This is a genomic window from Phenylobacterium montanum (assembly GCF_018135625.1).
Taxonomy (GTDB): domain Bacteria; phylum Pseudomonadota; class Alphaproteobacteria; order Caulobacterales; family Caulobacteraceae; genus Poindextera; species Poindextera montana.
Map to the genome: position 1 here is coordinate 1,936,586 of NZ_CP073078.1, position 19,522 is coordinate 1,956,107.

Consider the following 19,522-nt stretch of genomic DNA (forward strand, 5'->3'; position numbering starts at 1 on the left):
GCGGATGGCGAAAGCCTTACGGGAAGGCTCACTTGGATTCGATGCGAAAACGCCCGGCCACAGTGTCCTGAAACTCGCGCAGACAATCCGCCGCCTCGAGATACTGGCCGGTCTGTTTGTATTCCGCAAAGCGCCGATAGGCTTCAGCCCAATGCTCGTCGAGGCCGTCCTCGATGAGCGCTGCGGCATATTCATCGACCGATCGACCATGCGCCGCAGCCGCCCGCCTGAGGCGTTCGCCGAGCGCTTCGTCGAGTTCCAGTTTTAGTCCGCCGTCGGCCATGAGGGCATGCTCCCGCGGGCCGCGGCCCTCGTCAACTATCCAGGAAGCTCCGCAGCTTCCGCGACCGGCTCGGGTGCTTCAGCTTGCGCAGGGCCTTGGCCTCGATCTGGCGGATTCGTTCGCGGGTGACGCTGAACTGCTGGCCGACCTCTTCCAGTGTGTGGTCGGTGTTCATGCCGATGCCGAAGCGCATGCGCAGCACGCGTTCTTCCCGCGGGGTCAGCGAGGCCAGCACGCGGGTGGTGGTCTCGCGCAGGTTCGACTGGATCGCCGCGTCGATCGGCAGCACCGCGTTCTTGTCCTCGATGAAGTCGCCCAGGTGGCTGTCTTCCTCGTCCCCGATCGGGGTCTCCAGGCTGATCGGCTCCTTGGCGATCTTCAAGACCTTGCGCACCTTTTCCAGCGGCATGGCCAGCTTTTCGGCCAGTTCTTCCGGGGTCGGCTCGCGGCCGATCTCGTGCAGCATCTGGCGGCTGGTGCGGACGATCTTGTTGATCGTCTCGATCATGTGCACCGGGATGCGGATGGTGCGCGCCTGGTCGGCGATCGAGCGGGTGATGGCCTGGCGGATCCACCAGGTCGCGTAGGTCGAGAACTTGTAGCCGCGGCGGTATTCGAACTTATCCACCGCCTTCATCAGGCCGATATTGCCTTCCTGGATCAGGTCCAGGAACTGCAGACCGCGGTTGGTGTACTTCTTGGCGATGGAGATGACGAGGCGCAGGTTGGCCTCGACCATTTCCTTCTTGGCCTGGCGGGCTTCGCGCTCGCCCTTCTGCACCGTCTGGACGATGCGACGATAGTCGTCGATCGGCAGGCCGGTCTCGGTGGCCAGGGCCGCGACTTCCTGGCGGATGTCGCCGATCTGGCCGGCGTCGTTCTCGACGAACTTGGTCCAGCGCACGCCCAGCTGCTTGACCGAGTCGGCCCATTGCGGATTCAGTTCGGAGCCGAAATAGGCGCGCAGGAACTCGGCCCGGCTGATGCCGTAACTGTCGGCCAGGCGCAGCAGCCGGCCCTCCAGCCCCATCAGGCGGCGGTTGATCGCATAGAGCTGGTCGACCAGGGCCTCGATGCGATTGTTGTTCAGCTTCAGGGTCTTCAGGTGCTGGACGATGGTCGAGGTCGCCGCCTCATAGGCTTCGCGCTCGGCCTCGGTCAGGTCCTCGCCCTTCAGGCGGTGGCGCACCAGGCGTTCCTGCAGACCGCGGAAGGCCTCGAACTCCGAGGCGATGGCGTCCAGGGTGGCCATCACCCCTTCGCGCAGCTCGGCCTCCATGGCGCTGACCGTCGGGCCGGCGCCGTCGTCGAAGTCGTCTTCTTCGCCTTCGCCCTTGGGCTCGCCCTCGCCCTCGGCGCCCTCTTCGGCCTCCTCGACCTCTTCAGCCTCTTCCGCGGGCGCGGCCAGGGCCGCGGCGGCCGAGCCGCCGTAGGTCTGTTCGAGGTCGATCACCTCGCGCAGCAGGATGCGCCCGCCGCTCAATTCCTCGCGCCAGACCATGATGGCTTCGAAGGTCAGGGCGCTTTCGCACAGGCCCCGGATCATGGTGTCGCGGCCGGCCTCGATGCGCTTGGCGATGGCGATCTCGCCTTCGCGGCTCAGAAGCTCGACCGAACCCATCTCGCGCAGGTACATGCGCACCGGATCGTCGGTGCGGTCATAGGCGCTCTGCTTGTCCGCGGCCTCGGCGACCGCGGTCTCTTCGCGCACAGCGACCTCGCCGCCTTCCGCGGTCTCGGCGTCCTCTTCCGCCTCGACCACGTTGACGCCCATCTCGCTCAGCATGGCGAGGGTGTCTTCGATGGCTTCGGAGGTGACTTCCTCGGACGGCAGAACCTTGTTCAGCTCGTCCATGGTGACATAGCCGCGGGCCTTGGCCTGCTTGATGAACTTCTTGACCGCCGTATCCGTCAGATCGAGAAGCGGACCATCGGTGGTGGTTTCTTGCGGCTCCGCCGTTTCGCTCATTTAAATCTCCGGTGCCGACGCTGCGGGCGAACACCGCGCGATCGGGGAAAATTCTGTCTCTTCAAGACGCCGGCCAGTCCTCATGGATTAAGACTCTCCGGTCGCCCAAACCGTTCCCGAACCGATCGCGCGCTTTAGGGCGTCGCGCTCGGCCTTCATCCGCTCGATGGCCTCCATGCCAGAACGGCCGTCAAGATCGCTCTTGGCGGCTTGTATGGCGTCATCGAGCGCCGACATCCGAGTCAAAGCCTCGAACGCCTGCGACCATTGGGACCTGGCGACGGTGGGCAGAATGTCCGGGTTCAGGAAAGGCGCGCCGGACAATGCGGCCGCCTTGTCGATCTCGCCCAGCAACGCGCCGAATCCACCAGACGCCAGATGGCGTGCGAGCACGTCTCTGTCAAGGACATCGGCGTCGAGACGCACACGAATGATCTCACCCGCGAGGGCCTTCAGGCCTGGATCGCCAAAGCCTTGCTGCTCAAGCGTCTCCAGGTGCGGCTCGAGGCGCGCCGGGTCGGCCAGGGCCCCGCTGGCCACCGCTGCGGCCACCGGATCGATCGCCCGCTTCAGCCTCTGGCCGGCGGCCTTGCCCTCGGCGGTCAGGGGGGCGTCTTCATAGGCCGGGCGGCGGGGATCGCGCCAGCGCTGCGGCGACTTGCCGCCCCCTGGCCGGCCCACCCGCCGCTCGCCGCGGGTCGGCGCGCCCACAGCCTCGTCCAGGCGCTGGAACAGGTCGTCGCGATAGGCGGCCGACAGGTCCGGGTCCTGGATCGCCTGGGCGGCGGCGCGCAGCCGCGCCTTCAGCCCCGCCTTGCGCTCCGGCGTGTCCAGCGGCTCCAGGTCCCGCTCGCGCACGAACAGGCGATGGACGAAGGGCTCGGTCTGGGCCAGCTGCGTCTTCAGCGCCACAGCTCCCTGCTCGCGCAGCACGTCGTCGGGATCCTTGCCGCCAGAGACCATCGAGAAGCGGAACGAACGCCCGGCTTTCAGCAGCGGCAAGGCCCGGTCCATGGCCCGCGAGGCCGCCCGCTGGCCGGCGTTGTCGCCGTCGAAGCACAGGGTCGGTTCGGGATGCAGCCGCCACAGCGCCTCCATCTGCTCCTCGGTCAAGGCCGTGCCCAAGGGCGCCACCGACGCGATCCCGGCCCTCTGGCAGGCGATCGCGTCCATATAGCCCTCGACCACCACCAGCGGCGCGCCCGGCTCGGCGGCGGCCAGCAATTTCCGCGCCTCGGCCAGGCCATAGAGAGTCGCGCCCTTGTGAAACAGCGCCGTCTCCGGCCCGTTCAGGTACTTGGCGCGGGCCTGGGGATCCATGGCCCGCCCCCCGAACGAGACGATCCGGCCGCGGGCGTCGCCGATCGGGAAGATGATTCGCTCGCGGAAGCGGTCGTAGGGCGCCCCGCCCTCGTCCGGCGCGATCAGAAGCCCCGCCTCGACCAGCTCCTGCGGCCGCGCGCCCTTGGCGATCAAAAAGTCCTTCAGCGCCGTGCGTCCGCCCGGCGCAAAGCCCAAGCGAAACCGCGCCCACTCGCTCTCCGGCAGGCCGCGCTTCAGCAGATAGGCCCGCGCTTCGGCGCCCACCGGCCGGCGCAGTTCGGCCTCGAACCACTTGCCGGCCTGCTCCAGCCAGTCGGACAGGTCCGCCCGCTCGCGCGCCTTCTCCGCCGCCCGCTCGTCCTGCACCGGCATCGGCACGCCGGCCTCGGCCGCCAGCCGCTCGACCGCCTCCATGAAGGTCAGCCGCTCGGTCTCCTGCAGAAAGCTGATCAGGTCGCCGTGCTTGCCGGAGGAGAAATCGTGATAGAAGCCCTTGTCGTCATTGACGAAAAACGACGGCGACTTCTCCTTGTTGAAGGGCGACAGCCCAACATACTCCCGCCCCTGCCGGCGCAGCTTCACCGTGCGCCCGATCACGTCGGACAGGCGCAGGCGCGATTTGATCTCGTCGAGGAAGCGGTCGTCTATGCGCACGCGGCGAAGGGGTCCGGGGACTCATGATGGCGAAGGTTGGCCATAATGAACCCTCAGCCCATCGAGTTGAAAGACTAAGTGTGCACATGCCGCAGCTTGTCCGGGTTCCGCAGGACATAGATCGCCGCCAGCCGCCCATCCTCCGATGGCTCGAACGCAAACGTCATCACCCCGTCGTCGGCCTCGGCGATCACGCCCAGAAAGCCGTTGATCCTCGCCAGGCGGATCTTGTCCGGCATGGCGCCGCCAGCGCGCCAGATCAGGCCGCGGAACAGGGTCAGCACGTCCTCGCGCCCGACCATGGGGCGCAGAGCCGCTTTGCGCTTGCCGCCGCCGTCGCTGATCATGATGGCGTCCTCGGCCAGAAGGTCCGACAGGGCGGCCACGTCGTTGCGCCGGGCGGCGTCCATGAAGGCCAGGGCGAGGCGCGACACCGCCTCCTGGCTGACGTCGAACCTGGGCCTCGCCTGGCGGACATTGGCGCGAGCGCGGCTGGCCAGTTGGCGGCAGGCGGCCTCGCTGCGCTCCAGGGTGCGGGCGATGGCGGAAAAGTCCTGGTCGAACACGTCGTGTAGCAGGAACACGGCCCGCTCCAAGGGCGATAGCCGCTCCAGAGCCAAAAGGAAGGCCACCGAGACGTCCTCGGCCCGCTCCAGCGGGTCCTCGGCGATCTCCTCGATCAGGGGCTCGGGCAGCCAGGGCCCCTTGTAGGCCTCGCGGCGCACCCGGGCTGCGCGCAGGCGGTCCAGGCACAGGCGCGTGGTGGTGCGCACCAGCCAGGCGGCCGGGTCGGCCACCGCCTCGGCCTCGGCCCCGTCCCAGCGCAGCCAGGCGTCCTGGACCACGTCCTCGGCCTCGGCCACCGATCCCAGCATGCGGTAGGCTAGGCGGGTCAGGCGCGGGCGCTGCCCCTCGAAGGCTGACAGCGCGGTTTCAGAGGCGCTCATGCGGCGAGCTCCAGGGGCTTGGCCACCGGGGCCGCGGCGCCGGCGACGATCACGCGCGAGCAGGCTTTGCCGTGGCCCAGGGCGTATTTCAGCGTCGGGTACATGCGCGCCGTGGTCAGGGCCAGGGACAGGGCCACCAGCCCCTTGTGCCCCCATTTCCGCACCACCGCCTCCCGCATCACGTCCGCCTCGTCCAGCCGCTTGTCCAGCACCGCCCGGGCGAAGCCGTAGCCCAGGGCGGCGTTCTCGCCCATGGCGGCCACGTCGCCGGCCAGGATGGCGCGCAGCACCTCCGGCTTAACCCCGCCGGCGACCGCCATGTCGATGCCGATCTGGGTGCAAGGGCCGCAGTCTTCAACCAGGGTCCCGACCACGCCCGCGGCGGCGAGGGCCTCCATGGGCGCGTCCTTGCGCGGGGTCAGGGCGGTGACGATGGAGAACTTGAGAAAGGTCCAGGGGCTCGCGGCCAAGAGCTCGCGCATGTAGCTGGCGTCATAACCCCAGGTCTTTTCGAAGCCGTCGATCTGGCGGGAGAAGATGGCCTTCAGCATGGCTTGCTCCTTTGCTCAGGCGGACTTGGTCTTGGGAAAGGCGGCCAGGGTGGTGGCGATCAGGGCCGGCAGGAACACCCCGGGGAAATCGCGCAACAGGTCGTGGCCGCAGACGGGGCTCAGCGCCGCGTCGTGCACATGGATCAGGGCGTGCAGATCCAGGAAGACCGCCGCGGCCACCAGCGCCGGCCAGCCCTGAGCCGGTCGCGCCGCGAACCAGCCCAGGCCTAAGGCCACCGTCAGATAGGTCGCCCCGATGTCGCGCACGAAATGCGGGTTGAACGGCCCGGTCGCGGTCACGCCCGGCACGGCGCCGTACCACCACAGCGAGGCGAACAGCATGGCCAGGGCGTTGGCGGCAAGAAGGACAGCGAGCAGTCCGGAAAGGGCGCGTTTCATGTGGGCTCTGATCCTCGTTTGCAGCAAGGACGTGCGGGCACGGCGGGTTGTGACATGCCGGCGAAAGAAATTTTGCGGCGGGGTTGACCCTCCCCGCCCCTCCCCCTAAACACGCGGCCGTTTGCGCGGCGGGCAGGGGGCGACTCCGGCCCGCCTTTTTGCAAAGATGGTTCCCGTTCCTCTTGGAGATTCCGCCATGGCCGCCCAGCTGACGCCCGGTGCGACGGGGGTGCTCGCCCTCGCCGACGGAACCATCTTCCAAGGGATCGGCGCCGGCGCGGTCGGCGAGGCCCTGGGCGAGGTCTGCTTCAACACCGCCATGACCGGCTACCAGGAGATCCTCACCGACCCCTCCTACATGGCCCAGATCGTCGCCTTCACCTTCCCGCACGTGGGCAATGTCGGGGTCAATTTCGAGGACGTCGAACAGTTCGGCGAGGGCGCCCGCACCGCCGCCCGGGGCGCGATCTTCCGCGACCTGCCGACGCCGGAGGCCAACTGGCGGGCCGAGGCCGATTTCGACAGCTGGCTGAAGCAGCGCGGCGTGGTGGCGCTGGGTGGGATCGACACCCGCGCGCTGACCGTCGCCATCCGCGAGAAGGGCATGCCGCACGGGGTCATCGCCCATAGCCCGGAGGGCAAGTTCGACCTGGACGCCCTGGTGGCGCAGGCGCGCGCCTGGACCGGTCTTGTGGGCCTCGACCTCGCCAAGGACGCCACCTGCCTGCAGCCGTTCGAGTTCGGCGAGGGCCTGTGGCGCTGGGGCGACGGCTACGATACGGCGCCGCAGAAGAAGTACGAGGTCGTGGTCGTCGACTACGGCGTCAAGCGCAACATCCTTCGAAGCCTGAACAGCATCGGCGCCCACGTCACCGTGGTGCCGGCCACGACCACCGCCGCCGAGATCCTGGCGCGCAAGCCCGACGGGGTCCTCTTGTCCAACGGCCCGGGCGACCCGGCCGCCACCGGCGAATATGCCGTCCCTGAGATCAAGGCCCTGGTCGATAGCGGCACGCCCGTGTTCGGCATCTGCCTCGGCCACCAGATGCTGGCCCTGGCCCTCGGCGCCCAGACCAGGAAGATGGAGCAGGGCCACCACGGGGCCAACCACCCGGTCAAGGACCTGACCACCGGCAAGGTCGAGATCGTCTCGATGAACCACGGCTTCACTGTCGACCGCGACAGCCTGCCCGAAGCCGTGACCGAAACCCACGTCTCCCTGTTCGACGGCACAAACGCCGGCATCGCGGTCAAGGACAAGCCCGTGTTCGGCGTCCAGCACCACCCGGAAGCCTCGCCCGGCCCGACCGACAGCCTCTATGTGTTCGAGCGCTTCGCCGGGATGATGGATCAGGCGAAGTAACAGGCGGGGGCGTCAGAGCCCGCTCGGCTTGCAGCCGGTCTTCAGGAAGTCTTCGATCTGGACCAACTGGTGCTCCATCATGGCCGGGGTCATGGTGACGTACTGGTGGCCCATCTCTGGGATTTCGTCGTAGCGGACAGGCTTGCCCGCGGCCCGCAGGCTGGCGGCGAACTTGCGCGACTGTTCGACCTCGACCGTCTGATCCCGGTCGCCATGGTACAGGAACACAGGAATCTGCGCCTCCTTGGCGTGGGCCAGGGCGTCTAGTCCCTTGATCGTGTCGTGCTGGAAGGCGCGCTGCAGACGATTGTCGAATGTTGCCTTCTCAAGCGCAGCCAAGTCGCCGGCTCCGGCGCCCGAAATAGCGCACTGATAGAGACCGTTCGGTCGCACGGCCGCCGCAAGCGCCGCGTAGCCGCCGTAGGAATAGCCGAACATCGCCACCCGCTTGGGATCGGCGATGCCCTGGGCGATCAACCACTTGACCCCGTCGTCCTTGTCGTCCTGCATCTTCTGGCCCCACTCGCCGTCGCCGGCGCGCCAGAGCTTCTGCCCCCAGCCGAACGAGCCGCGAAACTGCGGCCGCAACACGGCGTAGCCGCGGGACGCGAAATATTGGGTCCAGCCGCTGATGTCCCAGTCCAGTTCATCACGCGCCCAAGGTCCGCCATGGGGCTCGATCAGGGTCGGATAGGGTCCCGGTCCATAGACCGCTTTGGGCGGTGTGGTCAGGAAAGCCGGTATCATCAGGCCGTCTCGCGCCTTGTATTCAACCAGCCGATCCTCGCCGAGCTTCGCCGGATCGATCCAGGGGCGAGAACGCCCAAGCTGCGACAGCTTGGTCCCATCGGTCAGCAGATAGAATTCCGGCGGCTGCCGCGGCCCAGACTTTTCGACGATCATGAACTTGCGATCGGCGGACCAGCTGGTGATTTCGATGTCAAAATCGGGCGAAGTCGATATTTCGGCCTCGGTCCCGCTGCCCGGATCGATCCAGGTCTCAGCGACGTTTTGCACGCCGAGCGACTGTTGGAGCCCCTTTGTAATGGCGTCCAGGCGGTCATCGACCCAATAGCGCCGGCCTCGATCCGCCTGCAGGCTGAATCCCAGAATCTCGCCATAGTCGGCCGAAGCGATCGACTGAGCCACATCGCCGCCGACATCGAACAGCTTGTGGCCAAACGCCGGCCCAAGGATCTTCTTCTGCTTGACGTCGTAGTCGTAGATCCCCTGCTTCTCGCCGCCGTTCGAGGTGATGATTTCGACGATGTTCGGATCGGTGGTGAAGGCGGCCAGATTGGCGCCGCGCCGGTCCTTCAGGTGGTCGCGGAAATGCTCTTCCCAGGCGCCCGTCGTCGGGTTCTTTATCCACTGGGCGAAATAGGGCCCGTCCTTGTCGTAGTCGAACTCGCGTTTGGCCCGCAGTTCGCCGTTCAGATCGGCCTGGTAGCCAAAGACCTTTTCAGATCCGCGGGCGAGCCGCTCTGCGACGCCCGAATAGATGTCGACCCTGTAGATGTCTCCCCGCCCCTCTATGCGTTCGTCCTCGACCAGCACGTGCCGGGGATCGCGAGAAAGGACGGAAACAAGGCTGGCGTCAGTGAGGCGATCGACAAACTCATCGACTTCGGACTGACCAACCCGCGATTCCGGCAGCAATGCCGCCCAGTCCTTGCCGTTGAGGTCGGTCACATACTGCTTGATGACGTGGGAGCGTCTGACGCCGAATGTCAGCGGCTGGATCGCCGAGACCAAAAGGCGGTCGTTCTTCAGGAAGCTCACGCCCAGGAACCGCATGTGGGCCGCGCCCAGATTGACCGGCTTGGCGTTAGGCTGGTCGGTCCGCCACACCGATATGATCGGTGTGACGCCGTCCGGCGAGGTCAGGGCGACGATGTGCTGACCATCCGGCGAGATGGACACGTCCCAGATCACCGGCTCGCGTGTGAAATCGCTGGCGGACGGCGGCCCGGCCGGTACGGTCTTAGCAACCGGGGCGGGATCGGCGGCTATTACCAGCCCCGGAAGGGCGCCAGCGCCCGACACCAGCAGAGCCACGGCCAGACCATGCCTCTTAAACCTTTCAAGCCAACGCACGCTTGCTCCCCGCCCCTGCGGCCCGACAGGACGGGCCGTCAGTATGGACAATCAAAACGCTGTAGACGGCGGGCGGCGCCGCTCGAAAGCGGCAGGCGCCCCTTCGACCTCAGAAGTCCTTGCTCAGCGAGAAGTAGAACGAGCGGCCATAGAGGTTGAGATTGCCATATCCGTTCGCGAACTCGCCCACACGCGAGGCGAAGGCTGCGTCAGGGTTGTTGCTGATCACGGGCGGATAGTCATTGAAAAGGTTGCGGATGACGAAAGTCGCCCTCCACTTGTCGCCCTGATACTCGACCCCCAGAGAATGGTAGAGCTGATCTTTCTGGAATTCCAAATACCGCCCTCCCGGGGTTTCGCCTGTGATGGGGTATTCGTTCTGTTCACCCAGATATCTCATCGACCAGTCGAAGGTCCAATCTTTGTGTCGGAAGAGCAGCTGCAAGTTTCCATTCCAGCGAGGCTCGCCGAACGTGCCCGTATAGTTGGTGACCGGACTGCCGGGGAATAGTTCCTGCTTGTCCTCGATGGCGTATGTCGTTTTGAGGTCCAGGGTGAATTCGCCGATGTCGAACTTCTTGCGATAGACCAAGTCGGCGTCGATACCCGACACCAGCTGCTGCGCCACGTTCAAGTAGGAGTCATCGATGAGCGCAATGTTGTTGTTGGAGTCACGCGGCGAGATCAGCGTGCAGTATGGCGAGCCATTTCGGAACTGGCTACTGTCGTAGCAGAGGTTCAGAATGTTGTCGGGCCCCAGGGTGGTGATCTCGTTGTCGACCTCGATATGGAAATAGCTGACACTCACCTGTAGATCGGCGAAGGAAGGTTGCCAGACCGGCCCCACGGTGAGGTTCTTGGAGGTTTCTGACTTCAGGCGCCCTTGTGCGCCTTGGGTGAAAACCTCCGGCGTCGAACTGTAGCCGAGGAAATTGCCAGGCAGCCCCTCCGAGGCGCAGTTCTTATACAAGTTCGAAGTCGGCGCAGCGTTCACACCGTACTGGGCGCAAGGGTCGAGCGCGCCCGTGAAGCTGGTCTGCGCCGCTAGATAGTTCTCGTAAAGCGCAGGCCCGCGGAACGAGGTGCCATAAGTGGCGCGAGCGCGAAGCGAGGGGATGATCTGCCAGTTCAGATTGAGCTTGTAGGTCAGATCACTGCCGCCTGAACGGTAGTTGGTGTACCGGGTGGAGACGTTGAGGGTCAGGCTGTCGACCAGCGGCTTGCCCTTGAGTAGGGGCGCCTCGCCTTCGAGATACAGCTCGACCACGCCGTTGTCGCCCCGGGTAACCCCGGCGCTCGACAGGTTGAAGTAGTCGTGGGCGACTGCATACTTGCCCGGATAGTCGTCCAGGCTGTCGTAGCGATACTCGATGCCGATCACGCCCTGGACCGGGCCGGCCGGCAGGTTGAAGATCGGACCATCCGCCGTGGCGTCGAACACGACCTGGTCGTAGCTGGTGTGGCCCTTGTCGACGGTCCGCATGTAGGCCAGGGCGGGGTCCCTAGTGAGTTGCGCAGAGCTTTCGAAGAAGTTCAGCGGATAGCACTTTTCGGCCGGGTTCGAGACGTTGACGGCGCAGGTATAGCTGAGCCCATCCACCGGATTGAACCGCACCAGCGCCGGGTCGGTGCCCGACGGCGCCACGACGACGTTGAGCGCGTTCTCGAACCGATGCGCGAGCACCGTATCTGTCGTGTAGTGCGCGCGCGACAGGCCGTAGGTCAGGCTGGTGTCCCACTTCCATCCCTTGAGGAACGAGCCAAAATCGCCGCGAAGGCCAAACAGGGCGCGGCCGGCCCAGACGTCCTGGGTCTGCTGGGTCACCGGCATGGTCAGGATCGGCTGCACGAAATCCGGGCCATTTTCCGCCGAGGTGAACGGATTGAACGGGTTCTGCGACACGGCGACGATGTCATTGTCCGTGGCCGGGAACAGCTGCGGCAGGAAGGCGGCCTGCTGGGAGCGACGATTGGTGAGCAGATCTTCGAAATAGAACTCGACATTGTGCGGAAGGTCCGCGGCGCCAATCAGGGTGAAGGCGGCGCGGCGTGACGGCGACGCCGCGTCAACATCTGCCGTACGCGGATCGGTAGCGATGTTGGTGAGCCGGGGAACCGTCCCGAAGTGGCTTTGGCTGAACGGCGAATAGGGAAACTGGGCGCCCTGCGAGGGGTCATAGACCCATACACCGCCGGTGCTGAAGTCCGACACGTTGTTGGTCTGGGTGTTGGCGCAATAGGGCGAACCATCCGCATAGCTGCGGCCGAAGTTGTAGGGACCGCCAGTCGGCAGCCGCTGCAGTTCCAGCGGGCAGGCGCCGCCGGGCAAATCACGGATGCGAATGGCGTTCTCCTGAAAATATTGCAGGCCGAACAACACGTGGTAGTTGTCACGCACCCGGCCGCCGGACACCGCCACCTCGAACTGCTTACCCGCACCTTCTTGCGGGATGCTGTCATTGGTTTCGATGTTCAGGCCATCGAACTTGTTGCGAGTGATGATGTTGACCACACCCCCGATGGCGTCCGAGCCGTAGATCGAGGAGGCGCCGTCCTTCAGAACTTCGTAGCGTTCAACTAGCGCGTCCGGAATGACATTCAGGTCAACGTCGGCGACTGTACCGCTGACCCCAGCCGGGTTGAGGCGGCGACCGTTCAAGAGGACAAGGGTCCGTTGTCCCCCAAGGCCGCGCAGCGACAGCGAACTGATGCCGGGGCCGCCATTTACGACGTACCCGCCGAACTGGTTGTTGATCTGGGTGTAACCCGCGGCTGCGGTACTGCCCTGAAGGACGCTGATGGAGTCGATCAGGCCCTCGAGACGCGCGTCATGGTTGGTGATCACCTGCACCGGCGCCGGTGTGTTGAAGGTGGTGTGATGCAGACGCGAGCCGGTCACCACGACCTCGTTCGAAGCGGGCTTGGATGGCGGCGTTGGCGTCGAGGGCGGGTTCTGGGTGGTGTTGGCGGTTTGCGCCGCGACCGACGAGGCCACGAAAACAGCGCACAGCATCGTGCTCGCCAGCAGCGAGCTCTTTACAATCGACATCCAAAGCCCCTCTCAAATCGCCCTTCTCGGCCTGTGCGACCTTTGGTCGCCGCCGATCCTTGGAATCGACGCTAGACACCCGTTTTGAGTTTATCCAGTCCCGAACTGCAAATTACCGTCACATGGCGAACACCTTGTTGCCCCATTCCCACAGCCATGCCCCTGGCGCAGCGAAAGCGGCCATTAAATTGCGCGATTGAAACACGTCACGGCAAATTCCACCTTTGTCGCCTCCGTGCTTGCGCTCCGCCCCCCTCCCCTCTAAACGACCCCCTTAACCTGCAATTCGTCGGTGAGGGACGCGCGGCTAGCGCGGCCTCGCCCTTGCGCGCGAGACGACCATGCCCAAACGCACCGACATCAAATCGATCCTGATCATCGGCGCCGGCCCCATCGTTATCGGCCAGGCCTGCGAGTTCGACTATTCGGGGGTCCAGGCCTGCAAGGCGCTGCGCGCCGAGGGCTATCGCATCGTGCTGGTCAATTCGAACCCGGCCACGATCATGACCGACCCGGATGTGGCCGACGCGACCTATATCGAGCCGATCACCCCGGAGATGGTCGCCAAGATTATCGACAAGGAGCGTCCCGACGCCCTGCTCCCGACCATGGGCGGCCAGACCGCGCTGAACACCGCCCTCGCCCTGGAAAGCCAGGGTATCCTGGCCAAGTACGGCGTCGAGATGATCGGGGCCAAGGCCGATGTTATCGACAAGGCCGAGGACCGGCAGAAATTCCGCGACGCCATGGACAAGCTGGGCCTTGAGAGCCCCCGCTCCCGCGTCGCCCATACCTTGGAAGAGGCCCATGGGGGCCTCGATTTCGTCGGCCTGCCGGCGATCATCCGCCCGTCCTTCACCCTGGCCGGCACCGGCGGCGGCATCGCCTACAATGTCGAGGAGTTCCGCGAGATCGTCGAGCGGGGCCTGGACCTCTCTCCCACCACCGAGGTGCTGATCGAGGAGAGCGTGCTGGGCTGGAAGGAGTACGAGATGGAGGTCGTCCGCGACAAGGCGGACAACTGCATCATCGTCTGCTCGATCGAGAACATCGACCCCATGGGCGTGCACACGGGCGACTCGATCACCGTCGCCCCGGCCCTGACCCTGACGGACAAGGAATACCAGCGCATGCGCGCCGCCTCGATCGCGGTGCTGCGCGAAATCGGGGTGGAGACCGGCGGCTCCAACGTGCAGTTCGCGGTCAATCCGGCCGACGGGCGCATGGTGGTGATCGAGATGAACCCGCGGGTCTCGCGCTCGTCCGCCCTGGCGTCGAAGGCCACCGGCTTCCCGATCGCCAAGGTCGCTGCGCGCCTGGCGGTCGGGTACACGCTCGACGAGCTGATGAACGACATCACCGGCGCCACCCCGGCCTCGTTCGAGCCGACCATCGACTATGTGGTCACCAAGATCCCGCGCTTCGCCTTCGAGAAGTACCCGGGCGCCGAGCCGTACCTGACCACCTCGATGAAGTCGGTGGGCGAGGTGATGGCCATCGGCCGCACCTTCGCCGAGAGCCTGCAGAAGGCCTTGCGCGGCCTCGAGACCGGGCTGTCTGGCCTCGACGAGGTTGAAATCCCGGGCGCCAACGATCCCGAGACCGGCAAGTCGGCCGTGACCCGCGCCCTCGGGCAGCCGACCCCGGACCGCCTCCTGGTCATCGCCCAGGCCTTTCGCCACGGCCTGACGGTCGAGGAGGTGCAGGCGGCCTGTTCCTATGAGCCCTGGTTCCTGCGTCAGATCCAGGCGCTGATCGCCGCCGAAGCCCGCCTGCGCGACCACGGCCTGCCCGCCGAGCCCGCGGCCCTGCGCCGCCTGAAGGCCCAGGGCTTCTCCGACGCGCGCCTGGCCAAACTGACCGCCCAGACCGAGGCCCAGGTCCGCGCCGCCCGCCAGGCCGCCGGCGTCCGGCCCGTGTTCAAGCGCATCGACACTTGCGCCGGCGAGTTCCGCGCCTCCACCCCCTACATGTACTCGACCTATGAGACCGGCGCCCTCGGCCAGGCCCCGGCCTGCGAGAGCGAGCCCTCAGATCGCAAGAAGGCCATTATCCTCGGCGGCGGCCCGAACCGGATCGGCCAGGGCATCGAGTTCGACTACTGCTGCTGCCACGCGGCCTTCGCCCTGGATGCGATCGGCATCGAGTCGATCATGGTCAACTGCAACCCCGAGACCGTCTCGACCGACTATGACACCTCCGACCGGCTCTATTTCGAGCCCCTGACCGCCGAGGACGTGCTGGAGCTGATCGCGGTCGAGCAGTCGAACGGCGAGTTGGCCGGCGTGATCGTCCAGTTCGGCGGCCAGACCCCGCTGAAGCTGGCCCAGGCGCTGGAAGACGCCGGCGTGCCGATCCTGGGCACCAGCCCCGACGCCATCGACCTGGCCGAAGACCGCGAGCGCTTCCAGCAGCTGCTGCATCGCCTGAACATCGCCCAACCGATCAACGCCATCGCCCGCAGCGCCGAGGAGGCCTTCGAAGGCGCCCGCCGCGTCGGCTTCCCGGTGGTGATCCGTCCCTCCTATGTGCTGGGCGGCCGGGCCATGGAGATCGTCCGCGACGAGGAGCAGCTGGATCGCTACATCCGCACCGCCGTCCAGGTCTCGGGCGACAGCCCGGTCTTGATCGACCAGTACCTGTCGCGCGCCACCGAGGTCGATGTCGACGCCCTGTGCGACGGCGAGACCGTGTTCGTCGCTGGCGTGATGGAGCATATCGAGGAGGCCGGGGTGCACTCGGGCGACAGCGCCTGCTCCCTGCCGCCCTTCTCCCTGCGCCCCGAGACCATCGAAGAGCTGAAGCGGCAGACCGAGGCCATGGCCTTCGCCCTCAAGGTGCGGGGCCTGATGAACGTGCAGTTCGCCATCGAGGAGCCGCACTCGGACGCACCGCGCATCTTCGTGCTGGAGGTCAATCCCCGGGCCTCGCGCACCGTGCCCTTCGTCGCCAAGACCATCGGCCAGCCGGTCGCCGCCATCGCCGCCAAGGTCATGGCCGGCGTGCCCCTGGCCAGCTTCGGCCTGGCGCAGAAGACCTACGACCACATCGCGGTCAAGGAAGCGGTGTTCCCCTTCGCCCGCTTCCCCGGCGTCGACACCGTGCTGGGACCGGAAATGCGCTCTACCGGCGAGGTCATGGGCCTGGACTGGCGCCGCCCCGGCGAGGACGTCGCCGAGGCCTATGCCCGCGCGTTCAACAAGAGCCAGCTGGCCGGCGGCACGGTCCTGCCCAAGGGCGGCGTGGCCTTCGTCTCGGTCCGCGCCTCGGATAAGCCGTTCGTGGTCGAGCCGGTGAAGATGCTGATCGAGGCCGGCTTCAAGATCATCGCCACCGCCGGCACCTGCGCCTACCTGAACGAGCAGGGCCTGGCCGTCGAGATGATCAAGAAGGTGCTGGAAGGCCGGCCGAACATCGTCGACGCCATGAAGAATGGCGAGGTGCAGCTGGTGATCAACACCACCGAGGGCAAGCAGTCGCTGGAGGACAGCTTCTCCCTGCGCCGCACCGCCCTGATGGCCAAGATCCCCTACTACACCACCGCCGCCGGCGCCCTGGCCGCCGCCCAGGCCATCGCCAGCAAGGGCGAGCTGGAGGTGCGCTCGCTGCAGAGCTACGGCTGAGGGGCGAGGGTTTTCACGAAGTCCACCGTGTTGAGCGGAAGGGTCTCGTGAGGATAGACGCGCACCTCAGTCCAGCCGCGTGAGGCGTAGAATCCCCGGGCCTTGAGATTGGGCTCCAGGCAGCGCAGCCGGGCCGTCGTAAGCCCGCGCCCGGCTATCTCGGTCTCGAGCGCCGCGAGGAGCGCGGTTCCAGCGCCTTTGCCTTGAGAGGCAGGGTGAATCCAGAGGTCGCTGACGATGTCGGCTTCCGTGAGCCCGACGCCGATGATGGCGCCTGAAGAGCATGCCACCCAGGCGTTCGCCCAGTCATCGTCGCCCGCCCTCAGCGGCTCCGACGTCCACAACCCGCCGTAGGTCGCTTCCAGCGAGGCTTCGACGCACTGCCTGATCGTGGGGACGTCGGTGGGGGTGGCGTTTCGGATGATCACAATGGGATCCCACGGCCAACGCCCCCAGCCAGGGTAGCTCGGCTGAAAGCCTGCAAGCGGTGGTTAGCCGCCAGCGCGCCCTTGCGCCATCTTATCGATGATATCGACGATCTCCGCCACCGAGATGGTGAACACGCCCCCCTTGGCGGATTTCCAATCTGCGATTCCGGGCCTGACGTCAGGAAAAGTCGCATCGCTTTTCACGAGCACGGTGACGCTCTTGTCGAGTGTGTCCTTTGACACCGGCACGTGCGCGATCTCGCTGAGACGGTGATCGCTTCCAAGATGAACCCCGACAATGCTGACATGGTAGATAGGGCCGCTTTTCGTCAGGACCGGGTCGCTCTCGACAACCTGTATCTTCAGTAGCGAAGCAGGGTCGCTCGGTCTGGCGTGATACTGCCAGATTTGGCCAGCGGCGTAGGCTGGGCGCGCGGACTGCGCGAGCGCCGAATCGAAGATCAGGCCGATTCCCAATAGGCCAGCCATAGCCACTATAACCGCCCGCATATTCCGTCGCCCCCTGAAGCCCACCAGACGATACACACAACAATCGCGGCCGTAATCCAAGCAGGACGACCCAGCGGGATGCCCGCACCTGTGACCGCTCGCGCCCCTTCAGAGGCCTGCGAGTGCAATTGACCGTAGCTGAACCTGGCTCCTGCCTCGGTCCGCCGGCCACAGGCTCGAGTCTGCCTTTACATCTTCGCCTTTACGTATATACAACTACTTCTTTACGGAGCCCGCCGATGCTCAACATCCGCAATCCCCGCGCCGCAGCGCTCGCCCGGGCCCTAGCGGAGAAGCGCAGGATCACCATGACCGACGCGGTGATCGAGGCGCTGTCCAACGAATTGGCGCGAGAGGCCGAAACGACGCCGCTGAAGTCCCGGCTCGGCGCCATCATCGACGACTTCATTCGCCCCGAACGAATTGTCGGCCGAGACCTGACCAAGGACGAGATCGACGCCATGTGGGGCGACTGATGCTCATCGACACCTCCGCCTTGATGGCGATCATCCTCAAGGAGCCTGAGGCGGACAGCTTCATCGAACGGCTGCAGGGAGCCCAGCACCGCTACACCTCGCCGCTGGTCGTGCTCGAAGCAGTGATGCGCCTGTCGTCCCTGCTGGACGCTGGCGTGCCGGAGATCAAAACCTTCGTCGGCAAGGTTCTCGCCGAAGCGGGCGTTGAAGTCGTTCCGATCAACGCCCGGATGGCCGACCTCGCGGTCGAGGCTTTCGATCGCTTCGGCAAGGGCCGTCACCCCGCACGGCTGAACCTGGCCGACTGCATGTCCTATGCGGCGGCCAAGGCTTACCGGACCCCGCTGCTTTATAAGGGCGAGGATTTCAGCAAGACCGACCTAGCCTAGCCCCCGCTCAACCAGCGATCTTCGGACTCCGACACCCGCGCGCCCTGGAGCGCGGCCGCCTCGCTCCCTACCTTGGAGGCAAGACCCAGGGAAGGCGCGCATGGACGGCGATATCCGCACAGGAACCGTGACCCAGGTGCTGGCGCCCGCAGCGTGGAGCGAGGACGACTGGCGGCGGGTTTCGGTGGGCGTCTATCGCAGCACCGCCGGGGTCTTCCCGACCCCTGGCTCGCCGCATCACAAGCTGGGGGTGCACCTCGGCCCACCGGTGAACGTGTCATGCCGCTGCCGGGAACAGGTCGCCAATGGCCCGCGCCGGCATGGCGACACTGACCTGATCCCCGCAGGCATTGACGGTGTCTGGATCGACGAGGCTCCCGCCAGCTTTTTGCGCCTCGGGCTCTCGCACCGACTGCTGCGCGAGACCGCCGGCGAAATGGACCTGGACCCCGACCGGATCGCCCTGACGCCGCGCCTGCAACTGCGCGATCCGCAGGTCCAGCATATCGCCTGGGCGCTGAAGGCTGAGGCCGAGACCGGCGAGACCGGCGGGCGGCTCTATGCCGAGAGCCTGTCCGTCGCCCTTTCGGCCCACCTGGTGCGCCGGTACGCCGAGCCCCTGCCCACTCCGAGGCCGCAGCAGGGTCTGAGCGAGCGTCAGCGGCGGCGCGTGCTCGACTATATCGACGCCCATCTCGACGAGGACCTGTCGCTGGCGCGGCTGGCGGAGATCGCCGGAGTCAGCGTCTCGCACTTCAAGCCCCTGTTCCGCCGCACGGTCGGGGCGCCGCCGCATCAGTATGTGATCCAGCGCCGGGTCGACCGCGCCCGCCTGCTGCTGGCGAACGGCCACGCCAGCATCAGCGAGGCGGCGTTCGAGGCCGGCTTCACCCACCCGAGCCACATGGCGCGCTGGATGCGCCGGCTTCTGGGCGTCACCCCCGCGGCGCTGGTTCGTCATGGCGCCTGACGCGCGCCATCATCCGTTTGTGCTCAGCCGCGGCGGCGCGTGCGCGACAGTTCGGCCGCCGCCAGACCATCATGGCCCCGGATCGCGCCAAGTGAGGGCGCGCACAAACGCCGGAGACCGAACCATGCCCAATCGGGGCCGAGTCGAAGCCTTCATCGCCCGCGTGGAGCGGGGCGACTATGTCGGCGCGATCGAGGACTACTACGCCGAGCACGCCACCATGCAGGACAATGACGGCCCCGTCCGCGGCGGCCGCGAGGCCCTGGTCGCGCACGAAAAGATCGTCATGGCCGCCATGCCCAAGATCGCCACCCGCCCGGTCGAGCGCTGGCTGGTGGACGGCGACCGTGTGGCGATCAACTGGGTGTTCGACTTCACCTTCCCCGACGGGCGCACCGGCGTCCTCGACGAGATCGCCCTGCAGGAATGGGAGGGCGACCGCATCGTGCGCGAACGCTTCTACTTCGATCCAGCCTGGCGACCAGCATAGG

The 19,522-nt window shown here is 66.2% G+C and carries 16 protein-coding genes; 6 read left to right on the forward strand and 10 right to left on the reverse strand.

What is annotated here, in order from left to right; all coding sequences use genetic code 11:
- Nucleotides 1-28 precede the first annotated feature (28 nt).
- From KCG34_RS08645 to KCG34_RS08670, 6 genes are all read right to left on the reverse strand, one after another.
- Entirely contained in the window at nucleotides 29-283 is a 255-nt protein-coding gene (locus KCG34_RS08645) for a hypothetical protein (RefSeq protein ID WP_211939966.1), read from the reverse strand.
- Nucleotides 284-314: 31 nt separating this feature from the next.
- A complete protein-coding gene (gene rpoD, locus KCG34_RS08650) occupies nucleotides 315-2,252 on the reverse strand; it encodes an RNA polymerase sigma factor RpoD (RefSeq protein ID WP_211939967.1) in 1,938 nt (645 codons plus the stop codon).
- An 87-nt stretch (nucleotides 2,253-2,339) separates the two neighbouring features.
- Nucleotides 2,340-4,229, reverse strand: coding sequence for a DNA primase (dnaG, locus tag KCG34_RS08655; RefSeq protein WP_211939968.1), 1,890 nt, complete (start codon nucleotides 4,227-4,229; stop codon nucleotides 2,340-2,342).
- A 74-nt stretch (nucleotides 4,230-4,303) separates the two neighbouring features.
- A complete protein-coding gene (locus KCG34_RS08660; protein ID WP_211939969.1) occupies nucleotides 4,304-5,176 on the reverse strand; it encodes a sigma-70 family RNA polymerase sigma factor in 873 nt (290 codons plus the stop codon).
- Nucleotides 5,173-5,727: a hypothetical protein gene (locus KCG34_RS08665; protein WP_211939970.1), complete on the reverse strand. Its 555-nt coding sequence runs from the start codon at nucleotides 5,725-5,727 to the stop codon at nucleotides 5,173-5,175. Before KCG34_RS08665 ends, KCG34_RS08660 begins: the two co-directional genes overlap by 4 nt.
- A gap of 15 nt (nucleotides 5,728-5,742) precedes the next feature.
- Nucleotides 5,743-6,126, reverse strand: coding sequence for a hypothetical protein (locus KCG34_RS08670; protein ID WP_211939971.1), 384 nt, complete (start codon nucleotides 6,124-6,126; stop codon nucleotides 5,743-5,745).
- A 196-nt stretch (nucleotides 6,127-6,322) separates the two neighbouring features.
- On the opposite strand from KCG34_RS08670, the gene carA reads away from it, so the two are divergent.
- Nucleotides 6,323-7,489 carry a glutamine-hydrolyzing carbamoyl-phosphate synthase small subunit gene (gene carA / locus KCG34_RS08675; protein WP_211939972.1) on the forward strand — a complete coding sequence of 389 codons (1,167 nt, stop codon included), beginning with the start codon at nucleotides 6,323-6,325 and terminating at the stop codon, nucleotides 7,487-7,489.
- 12 nt (nucleotides 7,490-7,501) lie between these two features.
- Here the strand turns inward: carA and KCG34_RS08680 are convergent, their stop codons facing one another.
- Nucleotides 7,502-9,547, reverse strand: a complete 2,046-nt coding sequence (locus tag KCG34_RS08680) for a S9 family peptidase (protein ID WP_211939973.1) — start codon at nucleotides 9,545-9,547, stop codon at nucleotides 7,502-7,504.
- 148 nt (nucleotides 9,548-9,695) lie between these two features.
- Entirely contained in the window at nucleotides 9,696-12,635 is a 2,940-nt protein-coding gene (locus KCG34_RS08685; protein ID WP_211939974.1) for a TonB-dependent receptor domain-containing protein, read from the reverse strand.
- A gap of 341 nt (nucleotides 12,636-12,976) precedes the next feature.
- Here KCG34_RS08685 and carB point away from each other — a divergent pair, with 341 nt between their 5' ends.
- The gene (gene carB / locus KCG34_RS08690; RefSeq protein WP_211939975.1) at nucleotides 12,977-16,258 is read left to right on the forward strand and encodes a carbamoyl-phosphate synthase large subunit; all 3,282 of its coding nucleotides are present in this window, start codon (nucleotides 12,977-12,979) and stop codon (nucleotides 16,256-16,258) included.
- Here the strand turns inward: carB and KCG34_RS08695 are convergent.
- Nucleotides 16,249-16,686, reverse strand: coding sequence for a GNAT family N-acetyltransferase (locus KCG34_RS08695; RefSeq protein ID WP_211939976.1), 438 nt, complete (start codon nucleotides 16,684-16,686; stop codon nucleotides 16,249-16,251). The two genes, carB and KCG34_RS08695, sit on opposite strands and share 10 nt — an antisense overlap.
- 63 nt (nucleotides 16,687-16,749) lie before the next feature.
- Nucleotides 16,750-17,163, reverse strand: coding sequence for a hypothetical protein (locus KCG34_RS08700; protein WP_211939977.1), 414 nt, complete (start codon nucleotides 17,161-17,163; stop codon nucleotides 16,750-16,752).
- A gap of 272 nt (nucleotides 17,164-17,435) precedes the next feature.
- Here KCG34_RS08700 and KCG34_RS08705 point away from each other — a divergent pair, with 272 nt between their 5' ends.
- From KCG34_RS08705 to KCG34_RS08720, 4 genes are all read left to right on the forward strand, one after another.
- Complete coding sequence (locus KCG34_RS08705) at nucleotides 17,436-17,672, forward strand: type II toxin-antitoxin system VapB family antitoxin (RefSeq protein WP_211939978.1); 237 nt, start codon at nucleotides 17,436-17,438, stop codon at nucleotides 17,670-17,672.
- Nucleotides 17,672-18,061: a type II toxin-antitoxin system VapC family toxin gene (locus KCG34_RS08710; RefSeq protein ID WP_211939979.1), complete on the forward strand. Its 390-nt coding sequence runs from the start codon at nucleotides 17,672-17,674 to the stop codon at nucleotides 18,059-18,061. Before KCG34_RS08705 ends, KCG34_RS08710 begins: the two co-directional genes overlap by 1 nt.
- Before the next feature lie 100 nt (nucleotides 18,062-18,161).
- A complete protein-coding gene (locus KCG34_RS08715; protein WP_211939980.1) occupies nucleotides 18,162-19,031 on the forward strand; it encodes a helix-turn-helix domain-containing protein in 870 nt (289 codons plus the stop codon).
- 124 nt (nucleotides 19,032-19,155) lie between these two features.
- Entirely contained in the window at nucleotides 19,156-19,521 is a 366-nt protein-coding gene (locus tag KCG34_RS08720) for a nuclear transport factor 2 family protein (protein ID WP_211939981.1), read from the forward strand.
- Nucleotide 19,522 lies beyond the last annotated feature (1 nt).